The following is a 14535-nucleotide window of genomic DNA, read 5'->3' as shown; positions in this document are numbered from 1 at the left end:
TTTCCGCTAGGAACGAGGAGAATCCATGAAAACTGCGTCTGCACAAACTGCACTCATGCCTGCCGAGTCCAATGCACTCGCGCTGGGTTTTTCCGGCAGCCTGGGCAATATCGACGCGTATATTTCCGCAGTGAACCGCCTGCCCATGCTGACCCACGAGGAAGAAATCAAGCTGGCCCGCGACCTGCGCGAAAAGAATGACCTGGGCGCCGCCCAGAAGATGGTGTTGTCGCACCTGCGCCTGGTCGTCTCGATCGCCCGTGGTTACCTGGGCTATGGCCTGCCGCACGCCGACCTGATCCAGGAAGGCAACATCGGCCTGATGAAGGCGGTCAAGCGTTTCGATCCGGCGCAGAACGTGCGTCTGGTGTCCTACGCCATGCACTGGATCAAGGCCGAGATCCACGAGTACATCCTCAAGAACTGGCGTCTGGTGAAGGTTGCTACCACCAAGGCCCAGCGCAAGCTGTTCTTCAACCTGCGCAGCCACAAGGAAGGTCTGGACGCGATGACCCCGGCCCAGGTCGAGGCGCTGGCCAAGACCCTGGACGTCAAGCGCGAAGAAGTGATCGAGATGGAAACCCGTCTGTCCGGTCGCGATATTGCCCTGGAGTCGCCCACCGATGATGAAGATGACAAGTTCGCACCCATCGCCTACCTGTCCTCTGACAATTCGGAACCGACCCGTGTGATCGAGGCCAAGCAGTACGATCGCCTGCAATCGGAAGGTCTGGAAGCCGCACTGTCCAAGCTGGATGACCGCTCGCGCCGTATCGTCGAAGCCCGCTGGCTGGCCAATGACGATGGTTCGGGTGCCACCCTGCATGAGCTGGCTGATGAGTTCGGTGTATCGGCCGAACGTATTCGCCAGATCGAAGCGGTCGCATTGAAGAAGATGAAGACGGCGCTGCAGGCCTATTCCTGAGCCGGCTGATCCGGCTGATCCGACTGATCCGTATCGCAGCAACAAGAAAGGCGCCCTCGGGCGCCTTTCTTTTTTCCAGCTCTGGATGAGCTCTGCGGCTCAGTTCAACAGCAGCTTGATGTCATGCGTTAGGGTCTGCGGTCCCTGGCCGTGCTTGACGAACAGGCGGATGTGGCCCTGGGTATCGAACACATAGCTGCCGGCCGTGTGGTCCATGGTGTAGCTGCCGGGCTGCTTGCCCGGTACCTTCTGGTAGAACACCTTGAATTCCTTGGCGACCTTCTCGGTCTGCGGCAGGTCACCGCGCAGGCCCAGGAAACGCTTGTCGAAGGCTGGCACGTATTGCGACAGCACTTCCTGCGTATCGCGCTCGGGATCGACGGTGACGAAGAGCACTTGCACCTTGTCCGCATCCGGCCCCAGTTCCTTCATGACATTGGCCATCTCGATCATGGTGGTCGGGCAGACGTCCGGGCATTGGGTGTAGCCGAAGAACATGACCACCACCTTGCCCTTGAAATCGGCCAGGGTGCGCGGCTTGCCGTTGTGGTCGGTCAGGGCGAAGTCTTTGGCGTAGTCCAGGCCGGTGACATCGGTATTGTTGAACTTCAGCTCAGGCTTGGACGGGCCGCAGGCCGCCAGCAGCGTTGCGCAGCCGGCCAGCAGCAGTGCCGAGAAAAATCTTTTCATGGGCTCAGAAACCGCGGAACAGGAAATAGTGATCCACCAGCAGCACCGCGAACAGGATGGACAGGTAGACGATGGAATAGGCGAAGGCCTTGCGCGCGATCAGGTCGGTGTAGCGGCGATAGATCTGCCAGGAATACCAGAAGAAGATCGCGCCCAGCACGACCGCCGTGGCCAGATAGATCAGGCCGCTCATGCCGATGGCGAAGGGCAGCAGGCTCACGGCGAAGAGCGCGATGGTGTACATCAGGATGTGCAACTTGGTCACATCCATGCCGTGCGTGATGGGCAACATGGGCAGGCCAGACTTGGCGTAGTCGTCACGGCGGTACATGGCCAGCGCCCAGAAGTGGGGTGGCGTCCAGATGAAGATGATCATCACCAGCACCCAGGCCTGCATCGGTACGTCGTTGGCGATCGCAGCCCAGCCCAGGGCGGGTGGCATGGCGCCGGCCAGGCCGCCGATGACGATGTTCTGCGAGGTGGCGGGCTTGAGGATGATGGTGTAGATGATGGCGTAGCCGACGAAGGTGGCGAAGGTCAGCCACATGGTCAGCGGATTGACCAGGTTGTACAGCACCCACATGCCCAGGCCGCCGAGTACGCCAGAGAACACCAGCGTCTGCGGCACCGTGATTTCGCCGCGCGCCAGTGGCCGGCGGGCGGTGCGGGCCATGCGCGAATCGATCTCGCGCTCGACCAGGCAGTTGATGGCGAAGGCGGCCCCGGCCAGGAGCCAGATGCCGACCGTCCCGAAGATGACCTTGTGCCAATCCGGCAGATCAGGCGTGGAGAGGAACATGCCGATCACGGCACAGAACACGGCCAGCTGCGTCACACGCGGCTTGGTCAGTGCCCAGTACTGGGCGATGCGGTTGGGTTGGGCGGTCAGTGTGGTCATGGCGTGACGGGCCGGGCGGATGCTGGTGGAGCAGCGACGGCCAGGCCGGAGGGTGCGTAACGGACCTTGTAGTTTAACATGACCATGAGGATGACCAGCAGCGCCGCGCCGCCGTTATGGACCACGGCAATGGCCAGCGGCCAGTTCAGATAGATGGTCGCCAGACCGGTACAGAGCTGCAAACCCAGCACGATCAGCATCCAGCGGGCGGTCTTGCGCAAGCCCTCGTCACGCAGGGCGCGGTGTGCCAGCCATACAACATACAAGATCACGACAAAGGCAAAACTGCGGTGCACCCAGTGGATCGCGGTCAGCGCTTCGACCGGCAGGTAGTCGCCGGCCGAGGTCATACCGAGGTGGCGCCACAGGGTAAAGCCGTGCTCGAAGTCCATCTGCGGTACCAGCTGGCCATTGCAGAGCGGGAAATCGGAACAGGCCAGCGCTGCATAGTTGGTACTGACCCAGCCCCCCAGCGCGATCTGCAGCGCCAGCAGGGCGGCGCCGATGGTAGCCGGCACGATCAAGGCGCGCCCGGCCGCAGAGACCGGCACATGGGTCTCCTGCCGCGCGCCCAGCCAGGCCAGCATGGCCAGCAATGTCAGGCCCAGCAGCAGGTGAATCGTGACGATGACGGGTTGCAGCTTCATCGTCACGGTCCAGGCACCGAAGGCCCCCTGCAGGCAGACGAAGCCCAGCAGGGCCGTAGGGAACCAGGGTCGGAACTGCAGCTCGGTCCTGCCCGATCTGATCCAGCGCCGCCACCCCGTCACCATCAGCACGATGATCAGGAAGCCTACCGCCATGGCGAAATAACGGTGGATCATCTCGATCCAGGCCTTGGCCCAGGTGACCGGGCCGAAGGGCATGGCTTCCTGGGCGGCATTGATGTGTTCATGCGCCAGCAGCGGATTGGCGTGGCTGTAGCAACCCGGCCAGTCGGGGCAACCGAGGCCGGAATCGGTCAGGCGCGTGAAGGCGCCGAACATGATCAGGTCGAAGGTAAAGAACAGCGTCACCCACACCAGCTTGCGGTATTTGTTGGCCACGCCCTGTGCGCGCGAGACCAGCGCCAGGGGGATCAGGGCGACCACGAGCCCGGTCAGGCCCAGTTGTATCAGCGTCGTTGCATTCATCTTGATTCAAACTTGCGTCAGCATGCGTGCTGGCCCGGGCATCACCCGATGGCCGAAGCGCGCAGCAGCTTGGAAATGTCCTTCTTCATCTTGCCGGGATCGGGGTCCTTGGGGAAGCGCATCATCAGATTGCCCAGCGGGTCGATCAGGTAGATGTGGTCTTCGACCGAGCTACCGGCATCGACCGGCAACCAGGACTGCAATTTGCCGGCGTCAACCCGAAGGATATCGGTTCCGTCGTATTCGCGCAGGAGCAGGGTCTGGATGGGTGCGCGATCGGTCACCAGCCAGACGCGTTCGACGCGCTCCATCTCCTTGCCCTGCATCAGCCGCAGCTGGCGCATGGTCAGCAGTTTCTGCTGGCAGGGCGCGCCGCATTCGCCGCGATCCACCTGCAGCATCACCCACTTGCCCTTGTAGTCCTCAAGCCTGGCGGGGCCGCCATCGATGGCGCTGCTGCCCAGGTCCGGAATCGGATACTGGCGCGGGTCGATCAAGGCGCCGTAGTTGTTGCGGCTCTGCGGCTTGATCACGTAGTAGGTGAAATAGGAGGCGATCAGCGGCGCAGCACAGACCGCCACGATGGCCAGCATCTTCCAGCGACCGAGGCGGCGACGGCGCGCATCTTCCAGGGACGCCGGCTTGGCCGGGACTTCAGGCTTTGTCATGACGACCACGTTTGTATCCTGTCACGATGAAAAAAATCAATGCCATGGCGGCCAGTGCATACCACTGCACCGCATAGCCGCGATGGCGGTCGATGCCCAGCGAAGGCGCGGGCCAGTCGCGTACCAGCGCATCACCGGGCTTACCGCCCTGCTCTATCACCAGCGGCGAAAGCGCCATGCCGCTGGCCTGCGCCAGTGCGGGGATGTCCAGATTCTGCAGGATGGCCTGCGGCCGGGGCGCATCGGCCTGGCCCAGCTGCAGCACGTGGCCGGCATCATGGCGCAGCACGCCCTCCACTTCCGTCATACCCGCAGGTGGTGCCACCTGCGGTACCCGCGTGCGATCGGCCGCATCACGCGGCGCCCAGCCGCGCGCCACGACCACGGCCTGCGGGCTGCCTTCCGGCTTGAATAGCGTCAACACGTGAAACCCGACGGCGCCATTGTAGGGACGATTTTCCAGATAGAGCGTCCACTGCGGAACGAACTCTCCACGCAGCTTGATATGGCGGAATTCCATATCGCCTGCGACCGCGTCCGCAGGCAGGGTCAGCAATGGCGTTTCGCTGGCACGCGCCTGCATGCGCTGCTGCAGGGCGGTTTTCTCCGCCGCCCGATGACTCTGCCACTGGCCCAGCGCGATACCGGCGGCGGCCACGATCAACGTGGCGCAGAAGGGGATGAGGCGAAAGCGGAATCTGGTCGGCATCGATGAAGTTTGGCCTTACAATGGCCTCGGAAACGGGATGCAAAAACTAAGTAAACCAACGCAGCATACCGCAAGCCAGCGGACCGAGACAGGAATTCTACCGCCATGAAAATCATCGTCGCCATCGCCTTCATCCTGATCCTGGCCAGCCTGGCCTCGGCACTGATCTTCCTCATGCGCGACAAGGGCAAGAGCAATCGCACGGTCCAGGCGCTGACTTTGCGGGTGGGCTTTTCGGTGGCGCTGTTCCTGTTCATCCTGCTGAGCTACAAGCTGGGCTGGATACAGCCGACCGGCATCCGCTGAAACCTTCCCTCACATGAAAAGGCCGCACCGAAGTGCGGCCCTCACCTGACTGGACTACCTGGATTGCCAGGAATTCACCAGGCTTACAGCCAGTACACCACCACGTACAGTCCCAGCCACACCACGTCCACGAAGTGCCAATACCAGGCCGCACCCTCGAAGGCGAAATGGTGGGTCGGTGTGAAGTGCCCCCGCAGCAGGCGATACAGCACCACCGACAGCATGATCGCGCCCATGGTCACGTGGAAGCCGTGGAAGCCGGTCAGCATGAAGAAGGTGGAACCGTAGATGCCCGAGGTCAGCTTCAGGTTCAGCTCATGGTAGGCGTGGATGTATTCGTAGGCCTGGAAGCCCATGAAGACCGCGCCCAGCAGGATGGTGAGGAACAGCCACACCGCCGTCTGCGTACGATGACCGGCGCGCAGCGCATGGTGCGAAATGGTCAGCGTCACGCCGGAGGTCAGCAGCAGCAAGGTGTTGATGGTGGGAATGGGGAACGGTCCCATGGTGGTGAAGTTCTCCACCGTTCCCGCCGGGCCGACATTGCCCCACTGACCGGCGAAGTCGGGCCAGATCAGCTTGTGATCGAGGTCAGCCAGCCAGGGCATGGTGATGCTGCGGGCATAGAACAGCGCACCGAAGAAGGCGGCGAAGAACATCACCTCCGAGAAGATGAACCAGCTCATGCTCCAGCGATAGGAGAGGTCGATGCGCTCGCTGTAGAGACCGGACTCGGATTCGCCGATGGCGTCGCCGAACCAGTAATACAGCACCACCAACACCATCAGGATGCCGAGGATGTTGACATAGGGCGCCCACGACACCCCGTTGACCCAGGCCGAGGCCCCGATCATGGTGATGAGCATGGAAATGCCTGCCATCATCGGCCAGCGCGACGGGCCTGGAACGAAATAATGGGGCGCCTTGGCTTGCTGAGAACTCATGTTCTTCTCCCGGTACGAAATCCGATTACGGTTGCCTGGTCTGGTGCTGCATTCATCTGTGGTGAATGCCATTGCGTTCCAGGTTCACTTTTTCCTAATGCTCAAATCCATCGCTGCCTCTGCCGGCCCGCTCAATGGCCACCCACGTCCCATGCGCCTCCCCACCCACCTAGCCACCCGCCGCACTGGCCACCACCAGCTTGACGATGGTCACCAGGATGGCAATGAAGATGGCCGCGCCGAGGATGCCGGCGATGATCACGTGCACCGGATTGAGCCTGGCGGCATCCGATTCGTAATCCTTGCGCTTGCGCACGCCGAAGAAGGACCAGAACACCGCCTTCATCGTCGCGCCGAACGAGGCCTTGCGCTGCGCCGCCTGTTTCAGCTCATCGTCCAAACCGTCTCCTCGCAGGGCCAACCCTGCTTCAGCCTGCCGTCTTGTCCTTGCCGTTGATCTCGAAGAAGGTATAGGACAGCGTGATCGTGGTCACCTCCTTGGGCAACTTCGGATCGATATAGAACACCACCGGCATCTGCTTGGCCTGGTTGGGCCCCAGCGTCTGCTGGGTGAAGCAGAAGCACTCCACCTTCTTGAAGAAGGCCGCCGATTGCTGCGGCGCATAGCTGGGGATGGCCTGGGCGTCGACATTGCGCGCCTGGGTATTGACCACCTCGTAGGTGACTTGCGTCATCTCACCCGGATGTACCTGCATGCTGGTCACCGTCGGCCGGAAACGCCACGGTCCCTGGGCATTGCCATCGAACTCCACCGTGATCGTGCGCGTCTTGTCGATCTGCGTATTGGCCGGCGCCTCTACCGTCACGTCCTTGGGGGTGAGGAAATTCACCCCGGTCACCTCACAGATCTTGCGATAGACCGGGATCAGCGCGTAACCGAAACCGAACATCAGTACCGCCACCACGACCAGCTTCCTGAGCATCGTGCGGTTCAGGCCACGCTCTTCTGCTTGTTGCTCCTGATCCGATGGACGAGTCATTTGGCGAACCAGATACGGTTGATGAAAATACCCACGAAGAAGGCCAGCGCCACCAGCCCCAGCAGCAGGCCGGTACGCAGGTTGTTGGGCTTCTTGCGTTCGCTCATGGCGGCTCCGTTGACGTAGGTTGTCTTGTCCACAGGCGCTTACTTCACCACCGGCGGTTCTTCAAAGGTGTGGAAGGGCGCCGGGCTGGGCACGGTCCACTCCAGGCCTTCGGCGCCATCCCAGGGCTTGGCTTCGGCCTTCTGGCCGCCCTTGATGGACGGGATCACCACGAAGAACAGGAAGTACACCTGCGACAGGCCGAAACCGAAGGCCCCGATGGAGGCGACCATGTTGAAATCGGTGAACTGCGCCGGGTAGTCGGCATAGCGACGCGGCATGCCGGCCAGACCCAGGAAGTGCATCGGGAAGAAGGTCACGTTGAAGGTGATCAGCGAGGCCCAGAAGTGGAACTTGCCGCGCCATTCGTTGTACATGTAGCCGGTCCACTTAGGACCCCAGTAGTAGTAACCGGCGAAGAGCGCAAACAGGGAACCGGCCACCAGCACGTAGTGGAAGTGGGCCACCACGTAATAGGTGTCCTGCATCTGGATGTCGATGGGCGTGACCGCCAGGATCAGGCCGGTGAAGCCGCCCATGGTGAAGACGAAGATGAAGCCCACCGAGAACAGCATCGGCGTCTCGAAGGTCATCGAGCCGCGCCACATGGTGGCGATCCAGTTGAATATCTTCACGCCGGTGGGCACGGCAATCAACATGGTGGCGTACATGAAGAACAGCTGCGCGGTCACCGGCATGCCGGTGGTGAACATGTGGTGCGCCCAGACGATGAAGGACAGGATCGCGATCGAGGCGGTCGCATACACCATTGAGGCATAGCCGAACAGCGGCTTGCGGGCGAAGGCCGGGATGATCTGCGAGACGATGCCGAAGGCCGGCAAGATCATGATGTAGACCTCGGGGTGACCGAAGAACCAGAAGATGTGCTGGTACATCACCGGGTCACCACCGCCGGCGGCGTTGAAGAAGGAGGTACCGAAGTGACGGTCGGTCAGCGTCATGGTGATGGCACCGGCCAGCACCGGCATGACGGCGATGAGCAGATAGGCGGTGATCAGCCAGGTCCAGCAGAACATGGGCATCTTCATCAGCGTCATGCCGGGCGCACGCATGTTGAGGATGGTGACGATGATGTTGATCGAGCCCATGATGGAAGAGGCACCCATGATGTGCATGGCGAAGATGCCCATGTCCATGCCCGGCCCCATCTGGGTCGACAGCGGCGCATACAGCGTCCAGCCGGCGGCGGTGGCGCCACCCGGCACCAGGAACGAACCCGCCAGCAGCAGGGCGGCCGGTGGCAGCAGCCAGAAGGAGAAGTTGTTCATCCGCGCAAAGGCCATGTCGGAGGCGCCGATCTGCAGCGGGATCATCCAGTTGGCGAAGCCCACGAAGGCCGGCATGATCGCGCCGAACACCATCACCAGGCCGTGCATGGTGGTCAACTGGTTGAAGAATTCGGGACGGAAGAATTGCAGACCGGGATGGAACAGCTCGGCCCGGATCAGTAGCGCCAGCACCCCGCCCGAGAGCAGCATGGTGAACGAGAACCACAGGTAGAGCGTGCCGATGTCCTTGTGGTTGGTGGCGAAGAGCCAGCGCCGCCAGCCGTGGGGGTGATCGTGCGCATGATCGTGGTGATCGTCGTGAGCATGCCCATGCCCGTGATCGTGATCGTGGGAATGGTCGGGGGCGTGGTCGACAGTGGTAGTCATGTCCGGTTCTCCAAACGATTACTTGCGGGCGGCCAGCACTTCGGCCGGCTGCACGATGTTTTCCGCGGCCTTGTTGGACCAGGCGTTGCGCGTGTAGGTGATGACGGCGGCGATCTCGGTGTCGTTGAGCGAGCCCTTCCAGGGCGGCATGGCGTTCTTGCCGTTGAGCACCAGGTGGATCTGGTCAGCCCTGGGGCCATTGACCACCGGGCTGCCATCGAGCGCCGGGAAGGCGCCCGGCAGACCCTTGCCGTTGGCCTGGTGGCAGGTCACGCAGTTGGCGGCATAGACCTTTTCGCCACGCTGCTTCAACTCGTCCACGGTCCAGGTCTTGGTGGGGTCATCGGCCTTGGCGGCCATTTCCTTCTTCTTTTCGTCGACCCACTTCTTGTAGTCGTCATCACTGACCACGTTGACCACGATGGGCATGAAGGCGTGATCCTTGCCGCACAGTTCCACGCACTGGCCGCGATAGGTGCCGATCTTCTCGGCACGGAACCAGGTATCGCGCACGAAGCCGGGGATGGCATCCTGCTTCACGCCGAAGGCGGGGATGGTCCAGGAGTGGATCACGTCGTTGGCGGTGGTGACGATGCGCACCTTCTTGTTGACCGGCACCACGACGGGGTTGTCCACCTCGATGAGGTAGTTGTCGTTCTTCTTCAGCGAGGGATCGGTGATCTGCTCGCGCGGCGTGGCCAGGTTGGAGAGGAAGGAAATGCCTTCCCCTTCGCCCTTGAGGTAGTCGTAGCCCCACTTCCATTGCATGCCGGTGACCTTGATGGTGAGGTCGGCGTTGGAGGTGTCCTTCATGGCGACCACCGTCTTGGTCGCCGGCAAGGCCATGCCGATCACGATCAGGAATGGCACCACGGTCCAGGCGATTTCCACGGTCGTGCTTTCGTGGAAGGTGGCGGCCTTGTGGCCGACCGATTTGCGGTGCTTGATGATGGAATAGAACATCACCCCGAACACCGCCACGAAGATCACCAGGCAGATGATCAGCATCAGGATGTGCAGGTCGTAGATCTGCTCGGCGATCTTGGTCACCGGCGGCTGGAAGTTCATCTGCAGCACGGCCGGTCCCCCCGGACTGTCCACCACTGCCCAGGCCGGCAAGCCGGCTGCCAGCAGCGAGGCACCGAGGGTCAGGGATTGAAGGCGCTTCGCAAGTTTCATGGATTTCCTCAAAAGCCCAAAATTATAAGAATGAGAGTGCAGCCGTCCCGCCGGCCCTGGCGGAGAGTGCGCGCTCCAGCTCCTGCGCGAATTCGTATCGCTTCCACTCGCTCATGAACCGTCCCACTTCCACGCGCTGCCCCCGGCTCTCCAGGGCCACCAGTGCCTGGCGTCCTGCTGGAAAAGCGATGCGCATGCCATGCAACTGCAATTTGCTGCGATGCCGATGACTACCCTGGAAGAGTTCGACCACCAGGCCATCATCGACCAGCATCACTACTTCGCGATCCGTGGCGTGACGGGCGTAGACCAGCATGGCCGCGCCCACCGCCAATAATTCAATGACTGAAAAAAACAGGATGGTCCAGGCGCCGTGGAGCGTGAAGCCCAGCGCGACCGTGAGTGAAACCGTACAAAGGATTGCGAAGACCCACGCCAGCTGACGTGGCGCAATCGAACAATTGCGCTTCAATATCCATTCCCGCGTCTCCATAGCACCTCGCCAGCATGATTGTCGGTCGAGCGTGTCTCTGTTTCGATCCGCTGCAGGATCACTCACTGGATGGCGGGGGCGGCCCGGTCTTGCTGGGTGGCCTGCCTGGTCTTGGCGCTATCCGTGGCTATCCGTTTTGCGGTCTTTATTTATTCTTGCTATTTGTTCGTGCTGGAATTTCTTTGTGTGAATTTTTTTACCCATTTGAGTATAAGGGCTAACGTCGCCATGGATCAAGCACGCACCGCCGCATTGACAACGGCGGCGCTGGCGGCCGCACCAGCGCACCCCGCCGCCTTCCGCACAGCGGCCATGGGCCTGGCTTGGCGGGCAGCAACAGGATATGCAGAGGTGAGGCCGGGCGTCACGATACAGCAACTATGCGCACAGCCAGATAGTGCTGTGCGACTAAGCCTTATATGAAGCAACGGATAAAGTGGCGGACCAAGCGCCTATCGCGGGGGCCGTTCGAAACGGATGATGCTCTCCCCGGCCGCCGTGGTCTTGGGGACCGGACGGAAGGCGTGGCCATAGACGATCTCGAAGGTCAGCGGGATCTTGCCGTCGGGCTTGCGCATGGCGTCGAAGGCCGCCAGCAGGCGCTGGTACTGATGGCGGCTCATCATGCTGCGGCGCCGCGATTCGAGGGGATTGCCGCCCCAGGCACGCACGTCTTCCAGCAGGCGCTGAGGGGTTTCATAGGTCACGGTAATGGTCTCCATGTCCATGACGGGCGTGGAGAAGCCGGCATTGACCAGCATGTCGCCAAAGTCGTGCATGTCGACGAAGGGCAAGGTGTGCGGTGCAAGATCGATGCTCTCGAAGGCGCTGCGGACCTCGCGCAGGGTATCGGGACCGAAACAGGAAAACATCAGCAGCCCTTCCACCCGCAGCACCCGGCGCCACTCGGCAAATACCCGGTCGGGCTGGGGGTGCCAGTGCAGGGCCAGGTTGGACCAGACCAGGTCCAGCGCATTGGCGGCCAGCGGCAGCTGGGCGAAATCGGCGCAGGCCAGTTGCGGACCGTTGGCGCCGGCACCAGGGCCAGCGCCCAGCCATTTGTTGATGGAGCCGAAGAGCCGGTTCATGGCCGTCTGCGCACCACGCTGGTGCTCGGCGGCGCGGGCCAGCATGCCGTAGGCACCATCCAGGCCGATCACGCTGGCCTCGGGGTAACGCTTCTGAAGCACCGGCAGGTCGGCACCTTCGCCGCAACCGGCGTCGAGTACCTCGCGCGGTTCTATCTTCACCAGGGCCAGGCGCTCCTGCATGCGCGCCGACACTTCGCGACGCAGGAAATCGGACTCGGCCACCCGTTGCGGCTGGCCGAAACGGCGACGCACCAGGGGCAGATCGATGGGAGCGCTCAGCTTGGCGCTGGCTGTAGGCGGCGGCAGGGACATCGGGATCGGGTGTAGGGAAACAGAGGGGCAGCAGATCCGGGAGGGCTGATGCGATAATGCGCGTAGTTTAGTCGAAATCCATTTTTCCCGGGCGCCGCACGCATGGACCCCAAACCGCCAACTTCCCCTGCCAAACCGGCCCAGGCCAAGCCTGCCGGCGCTTATCGCGCCGTCACTGGTAAGCCGCTGACGTCGTCGAAGCCGTCCATGTCGTCGAAACAGTCGAAACCGTCGAATTCGGGCAAGCCGGCCGGTCCCGGCTGGCTGCAGCGGCTGCTGGCGCAGATGCCGCAGTTGCTGCCCTCGTCCTGCGCGCTGTGCGGCGCGGCCGGGCGCGAGACGCTGTGCGCGCCCTGTCACAAGCGCTTCTATACCCGCCAGCACCGGCGCTGCATCCAGTGCGCCCTGCCGATGCCGGTGACCGGCAAGGAACTGCGCTGCGGCGCCTGTCTCAAGGATCGCCCGGCCTTCGACGCCACCATTGTCGCCACCGATTACTTCGCGCCGTCCGACCAGCTGGCGCTGGCCCTGAAATTCGGCGCAGACCTGCGCCTGGCGCCCTTGCTGGCCCGCCTGATCTTTGACTCCTCGCGTCGCAACCCGGTCCCCGGCAGTGATGTGCAGCTGGCCATGCCGGTCCTGCTGGCACCGGTACCGCTGGGACTGGCACGGCTGCAGGAGCGCGGCTTCAACCAGGCGCTGGAGATTGCCAAGCCCCTTTCACGGATGCTGGAGATCCCCCTCAATGGCCGCCTGCTGGAGCGCAAGAAGGAAACCCAGGCGCAATCAGCGCTACCGGTAGGCGCACGGGCCCGCAACGTACGCTCGGCCTTCGCCCTGCCCTTCGCAGCGATGGACCAGGTACGCGGCCTGCACGTGGGCATCGTCGACGATGTCATGACCACCGGCGCCACCTTGAATGAAGTGGCGATCGTGCTCAAGCGGCACGGCGCGCGCCGGGTGACCAACCTGGTCTTTGCACGCACCCTGCCGACCTGAGCGGGCTGTTCCCCTTATTCCCTTTATTGCTTGTCCCATTTCCCCGCAGGAGAGTCTTTTGTTCCACGTCGTCCTGGTCGAGCCGGAGATCCCTCCCAATACCGGCAACATCATCCGCCTGTGCGCCAATACCGGCGCGCAACTGCATCTGGTCGAGCCGCTCGGCTTTCCGCTGGACGACGCCAAGATGCGGCGCGCCGGGCTGGACTATCACGAATACGCCAACATGCAGGTGCACCCCGACTGGGACAGCTTCCTGGCGCACCGGCGTGAAGACCCGCAGTTCGATGAAACCCGCATGTTCGCCATGACCACCCATGGCTCGACGCCTTTCGCCGGGCTGGCCTTCCGTCCTGGCGACACCTTCGTCTTCGGCTCCGAAACGCGGGGACTGGCGCCGGAGCGGCGCGAATCCTTCCCCACGACGCAACGCATCCGCCTGCCGATGCGCCCGGGCAATCGCAGCATCAACCTGTCCAATACGGTGGCGGTGGTGGTCTATGAGGCCTGGCGACAGAATGGCTATGACGGCGGTAGCTGATTACCGCTCGCGCCCATGAAAAACGGCTCCCGAGGGAGCCGTTCTCGTTTGCAGCGTCAACTACCGGGGATCACCCCAGCAGCAGGGCATCGTCGGAAAGTTTCTCCCCGCGCGTCTGCTCGAACATCTTCAGCAGGTCCGGCACGTCCAGCCCGGCGCGTTCCGGACCGGAGACGTCCAGCACCACGCGCCCCTGGTGCAGCATCACGGTGCGGTCGCCGTAGTCCAGCGCCTGGCGCATGCTGTGGGTCACCATCATGGTGGTCAGCTTGCTCTCGGCGACGATCTTGGCGGTCAGCTCCAGGACGAAGGCAGCGGTCTTGGGGTCCAGCGCGGCAGTGTGCTCGTCCAGCAGCAGGATGCGCGAGGGTTGCAGCGACGCCATCAGCAGGCTCACCGCCTGGCGCTGGCCGCCGGAGAGCAGGCCGATGCGGTCGGTCAGGCGATTCTCCAGACCCAGGTTGAGAATGGAGAGCTTCTCGCGGAACAGCTCGCGCATCTTGCCGCGAATGGCGAAGTGGAAACCGCGACGGCGACCACGCGCCATGGCCAGGGCCATGTTTTCCTCGATGGTCAGCGCTTCGCAGGTGCCGGCCATCGGGTCCTGGAAGACACGCGCCACCAGACCGGCACGGTCCCATGCCTGCTTGCGGGTGACATCGGTGCTGTCGATCTCGATCTTGCCGGTATCGACCAGCAGGTCACCGGAGATGGCATTGAGGAAGGTCGACTTGCCGGCACCGTTGGAGCCGATCACGGCCACGAACTGGCCGGTCGGGATTTCCAGCGAGAGGCCGCGCAGGGCCGGGTTCTCGATGGGGGTACCGGGATTGAAGGTGATCTTGAGATCGGTGGCTTTCAACAT

18 protein-coding genes are annotated in these 14535 nt (G+C 62.6%); 4 read left to right on the top strand and 14 right to left on the bottom strand.

The genetic code is table 11. The features are described 5' to 3' along the window. The first annotated feature begins 25 nt into the window (after positions 1–25). A complete protein-coding gene (gene rpoH, locus HBH1_RS17230) occupies positions 26–925 on the top strand; it encodes an RNA polymerase sigma factor RpoH (RefSeq protein WP_077236081.1) in 900 nt (299 codons plus the stop codon). A gap of 99 nt (positions 926–1024) precedes the next feature. Here rpoH and HBH1_RS17225 read toward each other — a convergent pair whose 3' ends face one another. From HBH1_RS17225 to HBH1_RS17205, 5 genes are read right to left on the bottom strand one after another with little or no spacing between them, the layout of a single operon-like run. After that, a complete protein-coding gene (locus HBH1_RS17225; RefSeq protein ID WP_077236082.1) occupies positions 1025–1615 on the bottom strand; it encodes an SCO family protein in 591 nt (196 codons plus the stop codon). A gap of 4 nt (positions 1616–1619) precedes the next feature. Then, positions 1620–2513 carry a heme o synthase gene (cyoE, locus tag HBH1_RS17220; protein WP_006461523.1) on the bottom strand — a complete coding sequence of 298 codons (894 nt, stop codon included), beginning with the start codon at positions 2511–2513 and terminating at the stop codon, positions 1620–1622. Continuing rightward, complete coding sequence (locus tag HBH1_RS17215; protein ID WP_102663725.1) at positions 2510–3646, bottom strand: COX15/CtaA family protein; 1137 nt, start codon at positions 3644–3646, stop codon at positions 2510–2512. Before HBH1_RS17215 ends, cyoE begins: the two co-directional genes overlap by 4 nt. 41 nt (positions 3647–3687) lie before the next feature. Next, positions 3688–4314 (bottom strand): SCO family protein, encoded by a 627-nt coding sequence (locus HBH1_RS17210; protein WP_102663724.1) that lies wholly within the window; start codon positions 4312–4314, stop codon positions 3688–3690. Then, positions 4301–5023, bottom strand: a complete 723-nt coding sequence (locus HBH1_RS17205) for an SURF1 family protein (protein WP_102663723.1) — start codon at positions 5021–5023, stop codon at positions 4301–4303. The genes HBH1_RS17210 and HBH1_RS17205 overlap by 14 nt, the downstream gene beginning before the upstream one ends. 105 nt (positions 5024–5128) lie before the next feature. On the opposite strand from HBH1_RS17205, the gene HBH1_RS17200 reads away from it, so the two are divergent. Beyond that, entirely contained in the window at positions 5129–5329 is a 201-nt protein-coding gene (locus HBH1_RS17200) for a twin transmembrane helix small protein (protein ID WP_006461519.1), read from the top strand. Positions 5330–5412: 83 nt separating this feature from the next. On the opposite strand, the gene HBH1_RS17195 is transcribed toward HBH1_RS17200, so the two are convergent. The 8 genes from HBH1_RS17195 to HBH1_RS17165 form a co-directional block, all read right to left on the bottom strand. Beyond that, a complete protein-coding gene (locus tag HBH1_RS17195) occupies positions 5413–6273 on the bottom strand; it encodes a cytochrome c oxidase subunit 3 (RefSeq protein ID WP_039873976.1) in 861 nt (286 codons plus the stop codon). Between the two features lie 169 nt (positions 6274–6442). Next, complete coding sequence (locus HBH1_RS17190; protein ID WP_006461517.1) at positions 6443–6673, bottom strand: DUF2970 domain-containing protein; 231 nt, start codon at positions 6671–6673, stop codon at positions 6443–6445. Positions 6674–6701: 28 nt separating this feature from the next. Beyond that, on the bottom strand, positions 6702–7274 hold the full coding sequence (locus HBH1_RS17185) for a cytochrome c oxidase assembly protein (RefSeq protein ID WP_039873973.1): 573 nt from the start codon (positions 7272–7274) through the stop codon (positions 6702–6704). Continuing rightward, positions 7271–7381, bottom strand: coding sequence for a cytochrome oxidase small assembly protein (locus HBH1_RS25475; protein WP_006461515.1), 111 nt, complete (start codon positions 7379–7381; stop codon positions 7271–7273). Before HBH1_RS25475 ends, HBH1_RS17185 begins: the two co-directional genes overlap by 4 nt. Positions 7382–7420: 39 nt before the next feature. Then, complete coding sequence (gene ctaD, locus HBH1_RS17180) at positions 7421–9055, bottom strand: cytochrome c oxidase subunit I (protein ID WP_102663722.1); 1635 nt, start codon at positions 9053–9055, stop codon at positions 7421–7423. An 18-nt stretch (positions 9056–9073) separates the two neighbouring features. Next, positions 9074–10234, bottom strand: coding sequence for a cytochrome c oxidase subunit II (coxB, locus tag HBH1_RS17175; protein ID WP_077236087.1), 1161 nt, complete (start codon positions 10232–10234; stop codon positions 9074–9076). A gap of 22 nt (positions 10235–10256) precedes the next feature. Then, the gene (locus HBH1_RS17170; protein WP_006461512.1) at positions 10257–10727 is read right to left on the bottom strand and encodes a DUF2244 domain-containing protein; all 471 of its coding nucleotides are present in this window, start codon (positions 10725–10727) and stop codon (positions 10257–10259) included. Between the two features lie 452 nt (positions 10728–11179). Beyond that, a complete protein-coding gene (locus HBH1_RS17165) occupies positions 11180–12130 on the bottom strand; it encodes a methyltransferase domain-containing protein (RefSeq protein ID WP_077236089.1) in 951 nt (316 codons plus the stop codon). A gap of 102 nt (positions 12131–12232) precedes the next feature. On the opposite strand from HBH1_RS17165, the gene HBH1_RS17160 reads away from it, so the two are divergent. Both HBH1_RS17160 and HBH1_RS17155 read left to right on the top strand, forming a co-directional pair. Continuing rightward, positions 12233–13129, top strand: a complete 897-nt coding sequence (locus tag HBH1_RS17160; RefSeq protein ID WP_102663721.1) for a ComF family protein — start codon at positions 12233–12235, stop codon at positions 13127–13129. Between the two features lie 58 nt (positions 13130–13187). Then, entirely contained in the window at positions 13188–13670 is a 483-nt protein-coding gene (locus HBH1_RS17155) for a tRNA (cytidine(34)-2'-O)-methyltransferase (protein ID WP_006461509.1), read from the top strand. Positions 13671–13740: 70 nt separating this feature from the next. Here the strand turns inward: HBH1_RS17155 and HBH1_RS17150 are convergent, their stop codons facing one another. Further along, positions 13741–14535 carry an ABC transporter ATP-binding protein gene (locus tag HBH1_RS17150; protein ID WP_102663720.1) on the bottom strand — a complete coding sequence of 265 codons (795 nt, stop codon included), beginning with the start codon at positions 14533–14535 and terminating at the stop codon, positions 13741–13743.

This window comes from Herbaspirillum sp. BH-1 (assembly GCF_002870055.1).
GTDB classification, from domain to species: Bacteria; Pseudomonadota; Gammaproteobacteria; order Burkholderiales; family Burkholderiaceae_D; genus Herbaspirillum; species Herbaspirillum frisingense.
This window is presented reverse-complemented; position numbering and strand designations above follow the sequence as displayed.

Bases quoted from the DNA above. Each gene is read 5' to 3' on its own strand.
- rpoH (WP_077236081.1), top strand. From the start codon at position 26: ATGAAAACTGCGTCTGCACAAACTGCACTCATGCCTGCCGAGTCCAAT.
- HBH1_RS17225 (WP_077236082.1), bottom strand. From the start codon at position 1,615: ATGAAAAGATTTTTCTCGGCACTGCTGCTGGCCGGCTGCGCAACGCTG.
- HBH1_RS17205 (WP_102663723.1), bottom strand. From the start codon at position 5,023: ATGCCGACCAGATTCCGCTTTCGCCTCATCCCCTTCTGCGCCACGTTG.
- HBH1_RS17185 (WP_039873973.1), bottom strand. From the start codon at position 7,274: ATGACTCGTCCATCGGATCAGGAGCAACAAGCAGAAGAGCGTGGCCTG.
- HBH1_RS17200 (WP_006461519.1), top strand. From the start codon at position 5,129: ATGAAAATCATCGTCGCCATCGCCTTCATCCTGATCCTGGCCAGCCTG.
- ctaD (WP_102663722.1), bottom strand. From the start codon at position 9,055: ATGACTACCACTGTCGACCACGCCCCCGACCATTCCCACGATCACGAT.
- HBH1_RS17170 (WP_006461512.1), bottom strand. From the start codon at position 10,727: ATGGAGACGCGGGAATGGATATTGAAGCGCAATTGTTCGATTGCGCCA.
- cyoE (WP_006461523.1), bottom strand. From the start codon at position 2,513: ATGACCACACTGACCGCCCAACCCAACCGCATCGCCCAGTACTGGGCA.
- HBH1_RS17160 (WP_102663721.1), top strand. From the start codon at position 12,233: ATGGACCCCAAACCGCCAACTTCCCCTGCCAAACCGGCCCAGGCCAAG.
- HBH1_RS17215 (WP_102663725.1), bottom strand. From the start codon at position 3,646: ATGAATGCAACGACGCTGATACAACTGGGCCTGACCGGGCTCGTGGTC.
- coxB (WP_077236087.1), bottom strand. From the start codon at position 10,234: ATGAAACTTGCGAAGCGCCTTCAATCCCTGACCCTCGGTGCCTCGCTG.
- HBH1_RS17150 (WP_102663720.1), bottom strand. From the start codon at position 14,535: ATGTTGAAAGCCACCGATCTCAAGATCACCTTCAATCCCGGTACCCCC.
- HBH1_RS17195 (WP_039873976.1), bottom strand. From the start codon at position 6,273: ATGAGTTCTCAGCAAGCCAAGGCGCCCCATTATTTCGTTCCAGGCCCG.
- HBH1_RS17210 (WP_102663724.1), bottom strand. From the start codon at position 4,314: ATGACAAAGCCTGAAGTCCCGGCCAAGCCGGCGTCCCTGGAAGATGCG.
- HBH1_RS25475 (WP_006461515.1), bottom strand. From the start codon at position 7,381: ATGAGCGAACGCAAGAAGCCCAACAACCTGCGTACCGGCCTGCTGCTG.
- HBH1_RS17165 (WP_077236089.1), bottom strand. From the start codon at position 12,130: ATGTCCCTGCCGCCGCCTACAGCCAGCGCCAAGCTGAGCGCTCCCATC.